Source organism: Nocardiopsis chromatogenes YIM 90109 (assembly GCF_000341185.1).
GTDB lineage: Bacteria > Actinomycetota > Actinomycetes > Streptosporangiales > Streptosporangiaceae > Nocardiopsis_A > Nocardiopsis_A chromatogenes.
On the sequence record NZ_ANBH01000105.1, the window covers coordinates 1 to 14,843 of the forward strand.

Genomic DNA, 14,843 nt, shown 5'->3' on the forward strand with positions numbered 1-14,843 from the left:
TCCTGCTGGGCCGCTGCATTCCTGGACCGCGAGCGGCCCGGCGGCCTGGTGGCCTGGTGGCCTGGTGGTCGGGTGGCCGGGTGGGGCCCATGAGCGGGGCACCTGCTGGGCCCGCCGTTGTCGAACCGCCCCGGCCATGCATACGCCCCGTGGCCGACTGCGATCCCCCGACGACTCCCACCTCTCCTCGTCACCGGTCCCCTCCCGGCGGCAGTGCAAGGACGTCCTCGTGCTCCACCTCCACGTAAAGGCCGCCGGCCGCGCACTCGGCGCGGCGGCGGGGCAGGTACGCCCCCGCCTTGGCGGCCAGGTCCGGGTTCCGCTCCACGGCCGCGCCCACCCACCCCTCCAACCACTCGGCCGCCAGCGCGCGCCGCTCGGCTCCCAGGCGCCACGGGCTGGGCCGGGCGAGGACGCGCGCCCCCGCCCTGGTGAACGCCTCCGCAGCCGCCTGTGACGCGTCCGGGCCCAGCAGTGCCCTACCGCCCGCCATCCGCCGCTGGTGCGCGTTGAAGGCCTCCTGGATCTCGCGGTCCATCGGCTCCTGCGGGGTCAGGGCCACCCTGCCCTTCACCGACAGCGTGAACAGGGCCGGGCAGCGCGCGCCGACGCACGCCGCGACCACCCGTTCGACCTCCCCGCGCGTGAACAGGTCCAGCAGCGCCGAGGCGGTCACCAGGTCCGCCCCGCGCAGGTCGGCCTCTCCCAGGCTCGCCAGCTCGGCCGTCCGCGTCTCGACGGTCACCGGACGCCCGTCGGCGGACGCGCGCGGACCCGCGGCCCGCGCGCGCTCCAACAGGCCCGGGTCGTGGTCGTAGACGACCCAGTGCTGCGGTCCGGGCAGCAGCGGTGCCAGCCAGCGGGCCATCGATCCGGTGCCTCCGCCCAGGTCGCGGACGACGAGCGGCGCGTCGGCGTCCGGCCGCCGAAGTGCCCGCGCGGCCTCGGCGGCCAGGCCTCGGTGGCGCGCGGCGGCGTCGGCGGGCTCGCGCAGGGCGANGGCTGCCGTGGAACGCTCACCGCGCCCCCTCCGGTCTCCGGCCGACGGCTGCGAGCCGTTCCAGGACAGCGGCCATGTCCCGGGCCGCGCTCTGCCAGGTGCGCAGTTCCGCCCTCCTCGTACGCGCGGCGGCGCGCAGTTCCTCGCGCAGGGCCGCATCCTCCAGCCAGCGTCTGATCGCCGCTGCGAGTGCGGGGGCGTCGTCCGGCGGGACGAGCAGGCCAGGCGCCCTCCCGTCCCCCGGTCGCCCGACCGTCGCCGGAAGCGCGCCCGCCGTACTGGCCACGACCGGGATGCCCCGCGCCAGCGCTTCGGCCACGGCCATGCCGAAGGTCTCCGCGCGCGACGGCAGGAGGACGAGGTCGGCCCCGGCGTAGACCCGGTCCAGGGCGGGTCGCTCCAGGGGGCCGGTGAAGCGGACCCGGCCGGTGAGGCCGTGCTCGCCGAGCCGCCGCCTCACCTGACGGGGGAAGGCAGAGTCCGCGGGTTCGGGCCCGGCGCACACGCACTCCCATCGGCGCCCCCGGTTCGCGGCGAGCGCCTCGACGAGCACGTCGTGCCCTTTGCGCGGGGTCACCGAGGCCACGCACACCAGCCGCGAGGACCCGTCGGTGCCCGGCGCCACGGGCGCGGGGTCGCTGCCCGGTTCCACCGTGTGCACCCGCGCCGGGTCGAGCCCGTGGCGCCGGGCGAGGTCCTGTGCCGCGTGGCCGCTGGTGGCCACCACCAGGTCCGCCGCGCGCAGCACCGTTCCCTCCCCGCGTTCGAGCGCCGAGGCGCGCCCAGGGGGCGTCCCCGTCTCGTCGGCCAGCGGGAGGTGCACGAGCACCGCCAGCCGCAGCCGGGCCGCCGCCGGGACGACGATGTCCGGGACCCCGCACGCCACCAGTCCGTCCACCAGCACCGGGGCGCCGTCCGGCAGGTCGGCGAGGGCGGCCGCCAGCCGCGCGCGCCCGGCCGCGTCGGGGTCGGGCCACTCCCCGTCCACCGGGACCTGGCGCACGGGCGGCCCCGCGCGCGCCAGCTCCTCCAGGGTGCGCCGGTCGTAGACGTTTCCCCCGCTCGGCGCCGCCGGGTCGGCGGCGCCGCCGGGGATGACGAAGGCCGACCCGCTCACGGCCGTCACAGCGACCGCTCGTAGCCCGCCCACGCCACGTGGGACTCGTGCAGGGTCACCTGGAGGCCGGTGAGTCCGCGCGCCCCCTCCCCCAGCTCACCGGCCCGGATGCGCTCGGCGAGCCGGTCGGCGATCACCTTGGCCAGGTACTCCGTGGTGGTGTTGGCGCCCGTGAACGCCGGGTCCTCGTCGAGGTTGCGGTAGTTCAGGTCGGCCAGGACCTCCCCGAGCCGGGCGCTCGCCAGGCCGATGTCGACGACGACCCCGTCGTCGTCCAGCTCGGGGCGGCGGAAGGAGGCGTCCACGACGAACGTGGCGCCGTGCAGGGCCCGGGCGGGCCCGAAGACGTCGCCGCGGAAGCTGTGCGCGGCCATGAAGTGGTCGCGGACGGTGACATTGAACACGGGGCTCTCCTCACACAGGGGGACGCATTCCCGGTCCCCGGTCGGTCCCCCGGGGGGCCGGGGCAGTCGTCGGTCAGGCGTAGGCAATGGCGTGGCACAGGGCGGGGATCCGCCCGTCGGCCAGGCCCGGCATGGTCGCGGGCAGCTCCTCGAAGGGGCTCTCGCCGGTGACGAGCGCGTCGTAGGCGGGGTCGGCGAGCAGGCTCACCGCGAGGGCCAGGCGGTCGCGCAGGGTCCTGCGCGCGCTGCGCGCCGGGGACACCCGCCCCACCTGGCTGCAGCGCACCGCCAGCCTCCGGGGGTGGAACGCCTCGCCCAGCGGGACGCGCACCTGCCGGTCGCCGTACCAGCTCAGCTCGATCACCTCGCCTTCGGTGCCGAGCAGGCCCAGGGACAGGGCCAGCCCCTCGTCCGAGGCGCTGGCGTGGAAGACCAGGTCGCACCCGTCCTCGGCGGCGCCGGGCGCGGCGAAGGGCACGCCCAGCCGTTCGGCGGCCCGCGCCCGCGCCGGGTCGGTGTCCACGAGCTGCAGCCGCACCCCGGGCAGGGCGGACAGCAGCCGCGCCACGCAGCAGCCCACCATCCCCGCTCCGACGACGCAGACACGGTCGCCGACCCGGGGCGCCGCGTCCCACAGGGCGTTGACCGCCGTCTCGACCGCCCCGGCGAGCACGGCCCGCCGGGCGGGTACCCCCTCCGGCAGCGGGACGACGGCGTCCGCCGGGACGACGTACCGGGTCTGGTGCGGGTACAGGCAGAACACCTCGCGTCCGACGAGCCCGGGCAGCCCCTGCTCGACGACGCCGCTGTTGAGGTAGCCGTACTTGACCGGGCCGGGGAACTCGCCCTCCTGGTGGGGCGCCCGCATGTCCTCCCTGAGGCTTTCGGGGACGCGGCCGCCGAACACGAGCGCCTCGGTCCCCCTGCTGACGCCGCTGTACAGGGTGCGGACGACGACATCGCCGGGGTTCGGCTCCGGGAGGGCGGCGGACCGGATCTCGCCGTGCCCGGGGGCGGTCACCCAGAAGGCGCGCGCTGTGCGCTCCACGTGCTCATCCTCCGTTCGGCCAGAGGGCCTTCTCCGGGGCGGCCCCGTCCGGCGCCCGGTCCCGCGCGCGCCACAGCCACAGCACGTCCCGCCCGAAGGACCACGCCAGCAGCGCCAGTGCCCCCGCCGCGACCCCGACCGCGAGTCCGTGGGGCAGGGCACCGCTGACGGCCGCGATCAGCGCCACCGCCTGCACGACCGCCACCGCCTTGCGCGCGTTGCTGGGCGGCAGCTCCCCGCCCAGCCAGGGGGCCGTGCGCGCGGCTGCGGCGAAGGCGTAGCGCGCCACGCCGATCGCGAGTGTCCACGGCCCGAGGAGGAACGCGGCGTGCACGCTGAGCACCAGGATCAGGAAGGCGTCGACCTCCATGTCGAAGCGGGCGCCCAGCCGCGAGGCCGTCCCCGTGCGGCGGGCGACCGGCCCGTCGAGGCCGTCCATGGCCAGCGCCACCGACGCCATCACGGCCAACGTCCCCGTGTGCGCGGGCCGCCCGAAGGCGGCGTCGGCCACCAGGGCGGCGACCGCGCCCACCAGCACCGCGCGCGCCAGGGTGACGCGGTCGGCCGGACGCATCGAGGGCGCGCCGTCGCGCCGCAGCCCGCGTGCGAGCAGCACCCACAGCGCGAGCGCGTAGGCGCACCCCGCCGCCCAGCCCGCAGGGCCCAGGCCGACGGTCGAGGCGATCAGCGCCAAGAGCGCCGGAAGGGCGAGGGCGCCCAGCGCCGTCCCGCACCACGGCCCCGTGGGCGGCGCGGCGGGCCGTGCGTAGGCGGGGATCTCACAGACTCCCATAAGCGCGCTTCACCTCCGCCATCAAGGCTTCGCGGACCCCGGGGGCCACGGCGATCGTCGCCTCGGAGTCCACGGTGTGCTCGGAGCCGTCACGGTCGAGGACGGCCCCTCCCGCCTCGCGCACCAGCAGCACCCCTGCCGCGGTGTCCCAGGGCCGGTTGGCCAGGATCAGCGCCGCGTCGAGCCGCCCGTGCGCGGTCCAGGCCAGGTCGGCCGCCGCGGTGCCGAGCATCCGGATGCGCTGCACCCGGGCGCCCAGCCGCCCCAGCAGGTCCAGGCGGACGCGGTTCCTGGCCTCGGCGCCCGGTCCCACCGCGAAGTCGCCGACCGACACCAGGGCGGCCGCCTCCTCGGCGGTTCCGGACACGCGCAGCCGCTGGTCCCCGCAGTAGGCCCCTACCCCTGCCGCCGCCGCGTACGCGGTGTCCAGAAAGGGGAAGTCGATCGCGGCCGCCACTGCCGTGCTCCCCTGGACCAGCGCGACGGTCGCCCCGCACAGCGGGATGCCGCGGGCCAGGTTGGCGGTGCCGTCGACGGGGTCGACCACCCAGTAGGGCGCGCCGCTCTCCCCGCCGGTGCGCCCGCCCTCCTCGCCGAGCACGCCCAGGCCGGGCGTCTCCCGCCCCAGGAATTCCCGCAGCGCCTCCTCCACGGCCAGGTCGACGTCGGTCACCATGTCGCGGTCGCCCTTGGCCGAGACCGAGCGCGGGGCGCGCTCGGCGATGATCCGCCGGGCCAGGGCCGCGGCCTCGCGCGCGACCGGGAGCAGGTCGGCGCCCCGCGTGTCCGGGGTCCGGGCTCCCCGGCCACCGCCGTTCTCATCCACGGCGGCCCCCCGTCGCGCGCGCCGCGCCGTCGGGTCCGCCGTGCCCGTTGGGGCCGCTGGGCGCCTCGCCCGCGCCCGCGCCGTCGACCGCACCGTCGGCCCCGCCGTCGAGCTGCGGAAGGTCGTGGCCGAGGCGGTCGCGCTTGGCGGTGAGGTAGGCGATGTTGCCGCTGTGCGCGGGGGCCAGCAGCGGCACGCGTGCGGCCACCGGGACGCCGTGCGCCTCCAGCGCCGCCACCTTGTCGGGGTTGTTCGACATCAGGCGCACCGCCCCCACCCCCAGGTGCCGCAGGACGCGCGCGGCCGGGCGGTAGTCGCGCACGTCGACGGGGAACCCCAGGAAGGTGGCCGAGTCGACGGTGTCCAGGCCCTGCTCGTCCTGGAGGATGTGGGTGCGCACCTTGGCGAGCAGGCCGATGCCGCGGCCCTCGTGCCCGCGCATGTAGACCAGCACGCCGCGCCCCTCGGCCGCGATCGCCTCCAGGGCGGCGTCGAGCTGTTCGCCGCACTCGCACCGGGTGGCGCCGAAGACGTCCCCGGTCAGGCACTCGGAGTGGACGCGGGCCAGCACCGGCCCGCCCCCGGAGACCGGACCGCGCACCAGTGCCAGGTGCTCGCCGCCCTCCTCCGGGTCGCGGAAGGCCACGGCCCGGAAGGGGCCGCGGCGGGTGGCCAGTTCCGACTCGGCGGTCTCCAGGGGCCGGTCAGCGCCGGGTGCGGCGTCGTGGTCAGGCATCCTTCTCCCCTCGCCGGCGGGTGGACCGCCGGGGGCGGTCCGGCCCCGCGCGTTCACGCGCGTCGCGCAATAGAATGGGCCTGATATTCGGAATTTGAGACATCGTATCCCAAGGACGGATCCATGAGCGGGCACCCCCCGGAGGACGCGGGACCGACACGGCGGCGGCGCCGCCTGTCCGACACCGAGACCGAGCGGCGCATGCTCCGGGCCGCCGTCGAGCAGGTCAACGGCGCCGGCCTGACCGTGGGCCTGGACCACATCAGCTTCGAGGACGTCATCCGCGACGCGGGCGTCTCCCGCAGCGCGGTCTACCGCCGCTGGCCCTACAAGGACCTGTTCTTCAGCGACCTGCTGCTGGAGCTGGCGCGCGGGGCGAGCCCGGCCGTCGGGGGGAGCAACCCCGAGGCGGTGCGCGGCGTCGAGCGGACGGTGCTGGAGCACCTCGACCGCCTCCGCGTCCCGTCCCAGCGCGTGGGGGTGGCCGCCGAGGTGCTGCGCCGGGGCGCGCCCCGCGAGCTGGAGACGTTCCTGAACTCGCCCGAGTGGCGCACCTACCTGGCCCTGCACGCCACGTTCCTGAGCCTGCCCGAGAGCGGCTTCCGCGAGCGGGTGCGCCTGGCCCTGGCCGAGTCCGAGCGCCGGTTCGCCTCCCGGCTGGCCGCCTTCTACGAACAGTGCGCCGCGCTGCTCGGGCTGCGCCTGCGCCCCGGGCTGGGGGCGGGGTTCGAGGCGCTGGCCGCGATCGCGGGGGCCACCGTGCGCGGCATGGTGGTGATGGCGCCCACCACCCCCGTGCTGTCCAGCCAGACGGTGCACACCGACGCGCTCGGCGTGCCCGGCGGGACCGACTGGTCGCTGCCCGCGCTCGCGCTCGCCTCGGTCGCCACCGCCTTCCTGGAGCCCGACCCCCGGGTCGAGTTCGACGACGCCCGCATCGAGGAGGTGCGGCGCGTGCTGACCGAGGGCGGCGGCCTGCTCGACGGCGCCGACACCGGGGACGCGGGGGAGGCCGGGCCCGGGGCCGACGACGAGGGCTAGCCCGGGCGCGGAACCGCCCTCACGTGCGCTTGTACCTGGACCGGGGCCGCAAGTGCGCGTTGGGAAGGGCGGGTGCGGGCAGAGGGTCCCCGCCGTCTCCGGGAACCGCCCCGAAGCGCTCGGAGCCGGGCGTCCCCGCACCGGGCCCTCCGGGCCCGGGGGCGCCGCCGCCGTCCTCTTCCGGCCGATCCGCGCGCTGTGCGGCCCGTTCCTCTTCCCAGGCCTCGCGCGCGGCCACGATCTCCTCATGGCTGCGCCCCACGAAGTTCCAGAACATGACGAGGTCCTCTTCAAAGGGGGTCCCTCCGATCAGGAGCGCGCGCGACCCCCGGTGCCCGTTCAGGACCAGCTCCCTGCGCCCCCGCCCCAGGTAGAGCACCGACCCCACCGGGATGTCGCACCCTTCGGCGCTCACCGGGCCGATGAGGGACAGCACCGCGTGCTCGAACTCCGGCTCCAGGGGCAGGCGCAGCGGGCCGTCCCCCACCAGCACCGCCTCGGCCCCCAGCAGGGGCGAGAAGAACCGCGCCGGAGACGTCTCCCCCGCCATCTCCCCGGCGATCAGGCGCACGGTGCCCGCGGCGCTCTGCAGGTCGGGAAGGTCGGCGTGGTGTGCGAACGCGGCGGGGCCGTCGCGGTCGGCCTCGGGCTGGGCCACCCACAGCTGCACGCCGTGCAGGATCGAGGGCCGCTCCTCCGGCGAGCGCTCGGAGTGGGCGATGCCGCGCCCGGCGGTCATGAGGTTGAGCTCCCCGGGGCGCACCGTGCGGTCGCCGCCCAGGCTGTCCTTGTGGGCCACCTCCCCTTCGAGCAGCCAGCTCACCGTCTGCAGGCCGGTGTGGGGGTGGGGCGGGACCTGCATACCGGGCCCGTCGGCGACGTCGGAGGGCCCGTAGAAGTCGGCGAAGCACCACGCCCCGACCATGCGGCGCTCACGGTTGGGCAGGCTCCGCTGCACCGGCATGGCGCGCGGCCCGCCGAGGGGCACCTCGCGTGGCGCGAGGAGCTCGATGTCGGGCTCGGCGGCCGGGGGCGCCGGTGGCAGGGCGGGCCCCGGCGCCCCGGGCGCGGTGCCCGGGGCGCACACGGTCTGCTCGGAGGGGCGGGTCTCGACATTGCTCACCGCACCACCGTAAACCGGGCCCGGGCCGCCGCCCAGGCTCCACGCGGAGCGGAGATCAGCCGCCCTGCCCGCCCTCCAGGCCGCGCACCCACACGGCGAGGCGGTCGAGGAAGGTCTCGGCCGTCTTGAGGCGGGGCTCCTCGGCGAGCACGGGCATGTGCGGCACGTGCGGCATGCCCTCGTAGAGGTCGAGCGCGACCCGGGTCCCCTGCTCGGCGGCGGCCTCGGCGAACCGCACGGAGTCGTCGAGCAGCAGCTCGTCCTCACCCGCCGCCAGCAGTAGCGGCGGGGGGGCGNGGCGGGAGCCCGGACAGGTCCCCGTACAGGGGCGACTGCGGCGCCGCGTCGGCCGGGGCGCCGTTCAGGTACCCGGGGCCGATGTGGGTCATCAGCCCTGCGGGGACCAGGTCCCGGCCGTCGTTGCGCACCCGGGAGCCGCCCTCGGCCGCGAAGTCGGTGACCGGCGAGACCGCCACCGCCCCCGCGGGCAGGGCCTCGCCCGCCTCCTTGAGCATCAGCAGCGCCGACAGCACCAGCGTGCCTCCGGCGGACTCCCCGGCGAAGACGGTGCGCCCGGGCGGCACCCCCTGGGCGACCAGGGAGCGGTACACGGCGATCACGTCCTCCACCGCAGCGGGGAACGGGTGCGCGGGCGCCAGGCGGTAGCCTGCCCGCAGGGCGGGGCGGCCCGCGGCGGAGGAGAGGCGGTGGGCCATGACGCGCTCGGCCTGGGGCTGCTCGAACTCGAAGCCCCCGCCGTGCACGTACAGGACCGCACCGGCGCCGAGCCCGGCCCCGTCGGCGTCGACCCAGTCGCACGGGACGCCGCCGGTGTCGGCCAGCAGCGGCTCGGTGCGGGCCGATCCGGGTACGGCGACGCCGAACAGGGCGCCGCCGGTCATGAGCGCGCGCACCTCCTCGCGCTCGCGGTCGGTGGCGCGCACGCGCTCGGTGTCGGGGCGCGGGCGGCCGGCCTCCGCGTTGTCCCCGGCGGCTCCGGTGTCCCCGGTGTCCTGTGCGTCCGCCTCTGCGTCGGCGACCGGCTCCCCGACCCCGGCGTTGAGCAGCGGCACCAGCTCCCGTTCCTCGTAGTCCAGGTGGGCGAGCAGGTCGGCGGTGAGGCGGTCGACGTCGGCCAGCACGGCCGCGGTGTCGGGGTCGCCGCCGGAGACGCGCTCGTGCAGCGCCGCCAGCAGTTCGGCGACGCGGGCGTGCTCGGAGCTCAGGCGCTCGACGACCGGCGCCAGGTCCGGCCGCGCGGCCGCCACGGCCGGGAGGACGCCCTCATCCTCCTGGGCGTGGTGGTGCCGCAGCCCCTGGCAGACCATCAGGCAGTTGATGCGGAGCTGGGCCCCGAGGGCGGCGGTGCCGGTGGCTGCGACCTCGTCGCGGATCAGCTCCAGCTCCCGGCGGAAGGCGTTGTGCACCGCCACGAGGAAGTCTCCGGCGGCCGGGTCGCCCGTTGGGCCCCCCTCGACGGGGTTCAGCGCCACCACGGGCAGCGTGCGGCCCGACTGCTCCTGGTAGGCGCCCCAGCCCCGGTCGGCCTCGACGGCGCGGGCGAAGACGCGGTCACGCTCCTCCCCCTCCAGCACCTCGGCGTCGGCGGTGAAGGTGAAGGGGCCGTTCTCCACGGTCACGCGGGGCTCGGCGAGCAGGTTGCGGTACCAGGCCGGGTGGCGCGGGGAGCCCCCGGCCGACGCGATGACGAAGACCCGGCCGGCGTCGTCGTTGAGGTACCCCAGCGGGGTGGTGCGCGGGAGCCCGGTGCGGGCCCCGGTCGTGGTCAGCAGCAGCAGGCGGGCCTTGGCGAACGGCCCGGACAGGCGCCCCTGGGTGGCGCGGTACTCGTCGATGACCTGCTGGTTGAAGTCGGTGGTGATGGCGGCATCTCCTTGAATGCACGGATGAACGGCGCACACCCGGTCACGGGGTGCGCGCAAAAGCGGACAGGGGTGTCTCCGCACACGCGTGGGAACGGATGGCGGGCATCCCAGGAGCGCACGGGCACGCGGAGACCACGTCGAATACGGGTCGCCGTCGATGCGGCGGAGAAGGGGGCGCCTAGCTCACGCGCCGGACAGGAAGGCCGACGGGCGCGGAGTCATGCGGCGCCGAGCGCTAGATCAGTCCGCAGAAGCGTGCTTCCATCACGGCATCTCTCCAGGGTCGGGTGCCGCCCGGCCACCGCCTTCGTCGCTGCGGCGCCACACGGCACGCCCGTCATTCAATCCCTGGAGCGGCGGGGCGTCAAGCCCGCAGGTGGAGGGGGCGGTATCCCCTCGGTCCGTCGCAGTCGGACGGCGGGCGCGCCGATGGCCAAGGCGACCGGAGACGACGGCACGGCAGCTACCCCGCTCGCGGGCCCGGCCGGACGGACGGCTGCCGGAGTGCCGTGTGGAAAGGCAGCGACGGCCGGAGCAGGGCGCCGGGCCCCTCGCGGTCCAGGCGAGCGGACGCTCGTGTTCCTGGCGGGCATGCCCCCCGGCACACCGCATTCCGGCGCGCCGGCCACAGGACGGGCGGTGCGGGAATCGAGGATGGCGACATGGTCCTTTCCAGACCGATCGAGTGGCGGAACCACCGCCCCCGTCCCCCCGAAACGCCCGTACCGCCCGGAACACCGGCTCCGGGCCGACCGCCCCGCTCATGCCGCCGACCTCCGCCCTCCTCTGGACAGGGGGCACGTCCGGCCCCTACACGCGGATGCCGAAGGGGTGGGCGGTGCGTCCGCTCCGCCCACCCCTTCTCCCTCCAAGTCAGCCGTTCACCCGCAGCAAGGTCTTGCCGAGCGTCGCGCGCTCGGCGAGGGCGCGGTGTGCGTCCTGCGCCTTCTCCAAGGGGAACACCTGCCCGACCTTCGGGGAGATCTCGCCCTGCTCCACCTTGTCCAGCAGCCGCTGGAGGAGGCGGCGATCCTTGGCGCCGTCCAGGGCGGGCAGCTCCAGGAGCGACAACGCGCGGATCCCGCGCTCCTCGGCCCGGTCGCGGTCGATGTCGGCGAAGTCGCCGCCCGAGGCGCCGTAGCCCACGAACCGGCCTCCCTCCTTGGTGAGGGAGAAGGCGGCGGTCCCCAGGGCGCCGCCCGCACCGTCGAGCACGACGTCGGCCCCGGCCCCGCCGGTCAGCTCCAGGACCCGGTCGGTCCACCCCTCCTCGGAGTAGTCGACGGTGTGCTCGGCCCCCTGCTCGGCGGCCCAGGCGCGCTTGCGCTCCCCGCGCGCCGCCCCGATCACGCGGGCGCCGGCCGCGTGCGCCAGCTGCACCAGAATCGACCCGAGCCCTCCGGCAGCGGCGGCGACCACGACCGTCTCCCCTCGCCTTGGGGCCACCGTGTCGGCGATGAGCTGGGCGGTGACCCCGTCGGACAGGAGGGCCAGCGCCTGCTCGCCGTCGCCCCCGTCCGGCACCTCCGTCACGCTGAGGGCCGGTGCGGCGGCGTACTCGGCGTACCCGTCCTGAGGGGCGAGGGTGCGCCCGGTCTCCGGGGACCGTTCGCCGGTGCTGCTGAGCACCCGCCGTCCCACCAGGGCGGGGTCGACTCCCTCGCCCACCGAGGCCACCGTGCCGACGACGCCGCCTCCCGCGACGTAGGGCGGCTCCAGGGCGAAGAACTCCTTGCCCCAGCCGGCCCGCAGTTGGGTGTCGAGGAAGATGACGTCGGCGGCCTCGACGCCGACCACCACCTCGCCCGCCCCGGGCCGGGGCGCCGGGACCTCCGCGGGGACCAGCACCTCGGGGCCGCCGAACCGCTCCACTCGCACCGCGCGCATGGCGCCACTCCCCTTCCGGGTCGTGCCCTCCCGGCCGTTCCGGGAGGGCGTGGGCACCACTCTCACTCCTCAAGTTGACTTGAGGTCAACCCTGCGGGCGGGGCGAACGGGGAGCCCCGGGGACCTCGGGCCGCCTCACGGCTCGCAGCGCCACTTCAGCGCGGTCGCCTCGATGTCCACGAATCTGCGCATCCGCGCCCCCACGATGGACGCCAGCACGGGTGCCGCGCGGCCCTCCAGGGACAGCACCAGGCGCACGCGCGTGGCCCCGTCGGCGGCGTCCAGATGGTGCTCGGCGGTCATCCGGGCCCCGAGGAACCGGGTGTCCCAGGTGAACTCGCGCCCGGGGGCGAACACGGTGACCGACCACACGGCCGGGGGCGTTCGCCGCTGGACCAGCCGGTAGCGCGCTCCCAGGCGCATCGTCCCGCCGTCCAGTGCCCGGACGGAGGACACCGTGGGCGACCATTCGGGCCAGCGCTCGACATCGGTCAGCACCGGCCAGACCTCCTCCGGCCGCGCCGCGATCTGCCTCGTGGTCTCGTATCGCATCGCCTTTCGACCGCCTTCCCACCGGACACGGCCGGGTCCCGTCGTCGTCACACCATTGTCCGCCCCGGCGGCGTCGACCGCCATGGGCGGCGGCCGGTCCACCGCCCATGGCGGACCGGCGGGCACGCGGCGGACCGGGGCGCCGGATCAGGCGGTCCGGTCCGCCGGGGGGATCGGCAGGTTGCGGTCGAAGACCTGGTCAGGGTCGTACACGGCCTTCAGCTCGCGCAGCCGCTCCAGCACTGGCCCGGGGAAGGCGCGCTCCAGCAGGCCGGGGCCGGATCCGGTCTCGAAGCTCAGGTACATGCCGTCGGTGAAGGGCAGGAACCCCTCCCATGCGGCGTCCAGGGCGGGGGCGTGGGCCAGGGCGCCGAGCGCGGCCACCGAGAAATTCTGGTGCCGGTGCGCATAGGCCGTGGCCTCAGGGGCGACGTCGTTCACCGCCCCGCCGACCGCCCGGATCTGCACCGCCATGGTCTGCCCGGAGGACAGCACGCGGGCCAGCCCGGCGGCCGAGGCGTCGGTGAAGTGCTCCACCAGCGCCGAGCGCATGACCGGTTCGCCTCCCCCGCCGGTGTGGGGCCCGTGCGGGGCCACCAGGACCGCCGGATACGGGGTCAGGACGGCCTGCTGGTCGAGCACCGGGCCCACGTCCAGGAAGGGTTCGAGCGCGCGCTTGGCCGCCTCGACGTCGTCGCCCGCGTAGGCGACCTGGAAGCGTGCCAGCGGCCCCTGGCCGCCGCGCGCGGGCAGCAGCATCAGGAAGCTGGTCGCCTCGCGCGGAGCGGCCTCCACCGCTGCGCCCCACCGCCGCAGCACGTCGGGGGTGCGCGCGGCGTCCACGGCGAAGTCGGCGAAGACGATGTCGCCGACCTCCGCGGCCTCGATCTCGAAAGAGGTCGCGACCGCGAAGTTGCCGCCCGCCCCGCGCATGGCCCAGAACAGGTCGGGGTTCTCGTCCTGGGAGGCCCGCACCTGCGTGCCGTCGGCCAGCACCGCGTCCACCGCACGTACCCGGTCGATGGTCAGGCCCTGGGACCGCGACATCCACCCGACGCCGCCGGTGGTGGCGAGCCCGCCGACGCCCACGCCGCCGTGGTCGCCGGAGCTGACGGCCAGACCCTCGCGAGCGAGGCGCTCGGCGACCGCGCCCCAGCGCGCGCCCGCGCCCACTCGAACGGTGCGCGACCGGCGGTCCAGCACCTCCACGCCGTCCAGCGCCGACAGGTCGACGACCACGTCGCCGTCGCCTACCGAGCGCCCGCTGATGCCGTGTCCGGCGCTGCGCACGGCCATGGGGGCCTTCTGCTCGCGCGCATAGAGCAGCGCCTCGCCCACCTGGTCGGCCGTCGCCGGGCGCAGGACCAGTCCCGGCGCCCCGGGCCTCATGTAGTTGTGCCGCACTCGCGGGTACTCGCGGTCGCCCGGCTCCACCGCCGCGTCCCTGAGCCCGTCGGGGACGGCGTCGTAGTCGATGCCGCCCCGGCGCGCGGCCGACGCGGTGGAGGTACGCCCGCCCACGGCCGTCCCGGCCGCCGCGCGCTCCCGGGCGGCGGCCTCGCGCAGCGCGGGCGCGACCTCCTCGCCGAACCGGGCGATCTGGCCGGGGTCGTCGGTGGCCAGGAAGAAGGCGCTGAACCCGTGTTCCAGAACGTAGGGCAGGAGCTGTTCGACCCACTGCTCCGGCGGGCCCTGGAGGAACCCGGCCGAGCGCGCGCCGATGGCGCCGTTGATGTTCAGCAGGCGCCGCACCTCGCGCGGGTCGCGCCCCGCCTCGGCCGCGGCCTCGTCGATGACGCGGTTGCCCTCGATCAGGGCCGCCTCGTCCGCGTACGCCATCGAGGGCAGCCACCCGTCGGCCTTGCGGGCGGTCAGGCGCAGCATCCGCGGCTTGTACGCCCCGACCCAGACGCCGATGTCGTGGGCGGGGCGCGGCCCGCGCTTGGCCCCCAGGACCGTGTGGTGCTCGCCGTCGACGCGGACGCCGCCGCGCGCGTCCGCGTCCCACACACCGCGCATGACGTCGATGGCCTCGCCCAAGGCGCCGACGGCCTGGCCGGGCGTCAGCTTCCGGCCGCCCATGGCGGCGATGCCGTCCCAGAAGGCGCCGGCGCCCACGCCCAGTTCCAGGCGGCCCTCCGAGAGCAGGTCGAGGGAGGCGGCGGCGCGCGCGGCGACGGCGGGCGGGCGCAGCGGGAGGCTGAGCACGTTGGGGGCCACGCGCAGGCGCTCGGTCGCGGCGGCGACCCAGTTCAGCAGGGTCCAGCTGTCCAGGAACCGCGCCTGGTACGGGTGGTCCTGGAAGGTGGCGTAGTCCAGCCCGGCGCGCTCGGTGGCCCGCGCGCGCTCGATGACGCCCCCGGGGTCGGCGGCGTCCGGCGTCAGGAACGTGCCGAGGAGCGGTTCGTGCCCATAGTCGGCCATGGTGGC

At 76.4% G+C, this 14,843-nt stretch carries 14 protein-coding genes; 1 reads left to right on the plus strand and 13 read right to left on the minus strand.

What is annotated here, in order from left to right:
* Positions 1-190: 190 nt before the first annotated feature.
* From D476_RS32825 to D476_RS0110345, 7 genes are all read right to left on the minus strand, one after another.
* Positions 191-994, minus strand: coding sequence for a methyltransferase domain-containing protein (locus D476_RS32825; protein ID WP_083939476.1), 804 nt, complete (start codon positions 992-994; stop codon positions 191-193).
* A 22-nt stretch (positions 995-1,016) separates the two neighbouring features.
* On the minus strand, positions 1,017-2,126 hold the full coding sequence (locus D476_RS0110320; protein WP_017623873.1) for a glycosyltransferase family 4 protein: 1,110 nt from the start codon (positions 2,124-2,126) through the stop codon (positions 1,017-1,019).
* On the minus strand, positions 2,123-2,521 hold the full coding sequence (locus D476_RS0110325; protein WP_017623874.1) for a 6-pyruvoyl trahydropterin synthase family protein: 399 nt from the start codon (positions 2,519-2,521) through the stop codon (positions 2,123-2,125). The genes D476_RS0110320 and D476_RS0110325 overlap by 4 nt, the downstream gene beginning before the upstream one ends.
* Positions 2,522-2,594: 73 nt before the next feature.
* Positions 2,595-3,569 carry a zinc-dependent alcohol dehydrogenase gene (locus tag D476_RS0110330; RefSeq protein ID WP_017623875.1) on the minus strand — a complete coding sequence of 325 codons (975 nt, stop codon included), beginning with the start codon at positions 3,567-3,569 and terminating at the stop codon, positions 2,595-2,597.
* A 4-nt stretch (positions 3,570-3,573) separates the two neighbouring features.
* Positions 3,574-4,362 (minus strand): CDP-alcohol phosphatidyltransferase family protein, encoded by a 789-nt coding sequence (locus D476_RS0110335; protein ID WP_017623876.1) that lies wholly within the window; start codon positions 4,360-4,362, stop codon positions 3,574-3,576.
* Positions 4,349-5,188 carry an inositol monophosphatase family protein gene (locus D476_RS0110340; RefSeq protein ID WP_017623877.1) on the minus strand — a complete coding sequence of 280 codons (840 nt, stop codon included), beginning with the start codon at positions 5,186-5,188 and terminating at the stop codon, positions 4,349-4,351. Before D476_RS0110340 ends, D476_RS0110335 begins: the two co-directional genes overlap by 14 nt.
* Positions 5,181-5,924: a GTP cyclohydrolase II gene (locus D476_RS0110345; protein ID WP_017623878.1), complete on the minus strand. Its 744-nt coding sequence runs from the start codon at positions 5,922-5,924 to the stop codon at positions 5,181-5,183. The genes D476_RS0110340 and D476_RS0110345 overlap by 8 nt, the downstream gene beginning before the upstream one ends.
* A gap of 123 nt (positions 5,925-6,047) precedes the next feature.
* On the opposite strand from D476_RS0110345, the gene D476_RS0110350 reads away from it, so the two are divergent.
* Entirely contained in the window at positions 6,048-6,965 is a 918-nt protein-coding gene (locus D476_RS0110350; RefSeq protein WP_017623879.1) for a TetR/AcrR family transcriptional regulator, read from the plus strand.
* Positions 6,966-6,984: 19 nt separating this feature from the next.
* On the opposite strand, the gene D476_RS0110355 is transcribed toward D476_RS0110350, so the two are convergent.
* The 6 genes from D476_RS0110355 to D476_RS0110380 all read right to left on the minus strand — a co-directional run bounded on the left by D476_RS0110355 (position 6,985) and on the right by D476_RS0110380 (position 14,837).
* A complete protein-coding gene (locus tag D476_RS0110355; protein WP_017623880.1) occupies positions 6,985-8,088 on the minus strand; it encodes a pirin family protein in 1,104 nt (367 codons plus the stop codon).
* Between the two features lie 55 nt (positions 8,089-8,143).
* Complete coding sequence (locus tag D476_RS38885) at positions 8,144-8,326, minus strand: hypothetical protein (protein ID WP_017623881.1); 183 nt, start codon at positions 8,324-8,326, stop codon at positions 8,144-8,146.
* Positions 8,327-8,351: 25 nt separating this feature from the next.
* Complete coding sequence (locus tag D476_RS35555) at positions 8,352-10,055, minus strand: nitroreductase/quinone reductase family protein (protein ID WP_449289399.1); 1,704 nt, start codon at positions 10,053-10,055, stop codon at positions 8,352-8,354.
* 792 nt (positions 10,056-10,847) lie between these two features.
* A complete protein-coding gene (locus D476_RS0110370; protein ID WP_020380448.1) occupies positions 10,848-11,861 on the minus strand; it encodes a zinc-binding dehydrogenase in 1,014 nt (337 codons plus the stop codon).
* A gap of 135 nt (positions 11,862-11,996) precedes the next feature.
* Complete coding sequence (locus tag D476_RS0110375; RefSeq protein ID WP_017623884.1) at positions 11,997-12,413, minus strand: SRPBCC family protein; 417 nt, start codon at positions 12,411-12,413, stop codon at positions 11,997-11,999.
* A gap of 147 nt (positions 12,414-12,560) precedes the next feature.
* Positions 12,561-14,837, minus strand: a complete 2,277-nt coding sequence (locus tag D476_RS0110380) for an LLM class flavin-dependent oxidoreductase (protein ID WP_017623885.1) — start codon at positions 14,835-14,837, stop codon at positions 12,561-12,563.
* Positions 14,838-14,843: the final 6 nt, after the last annotated feature.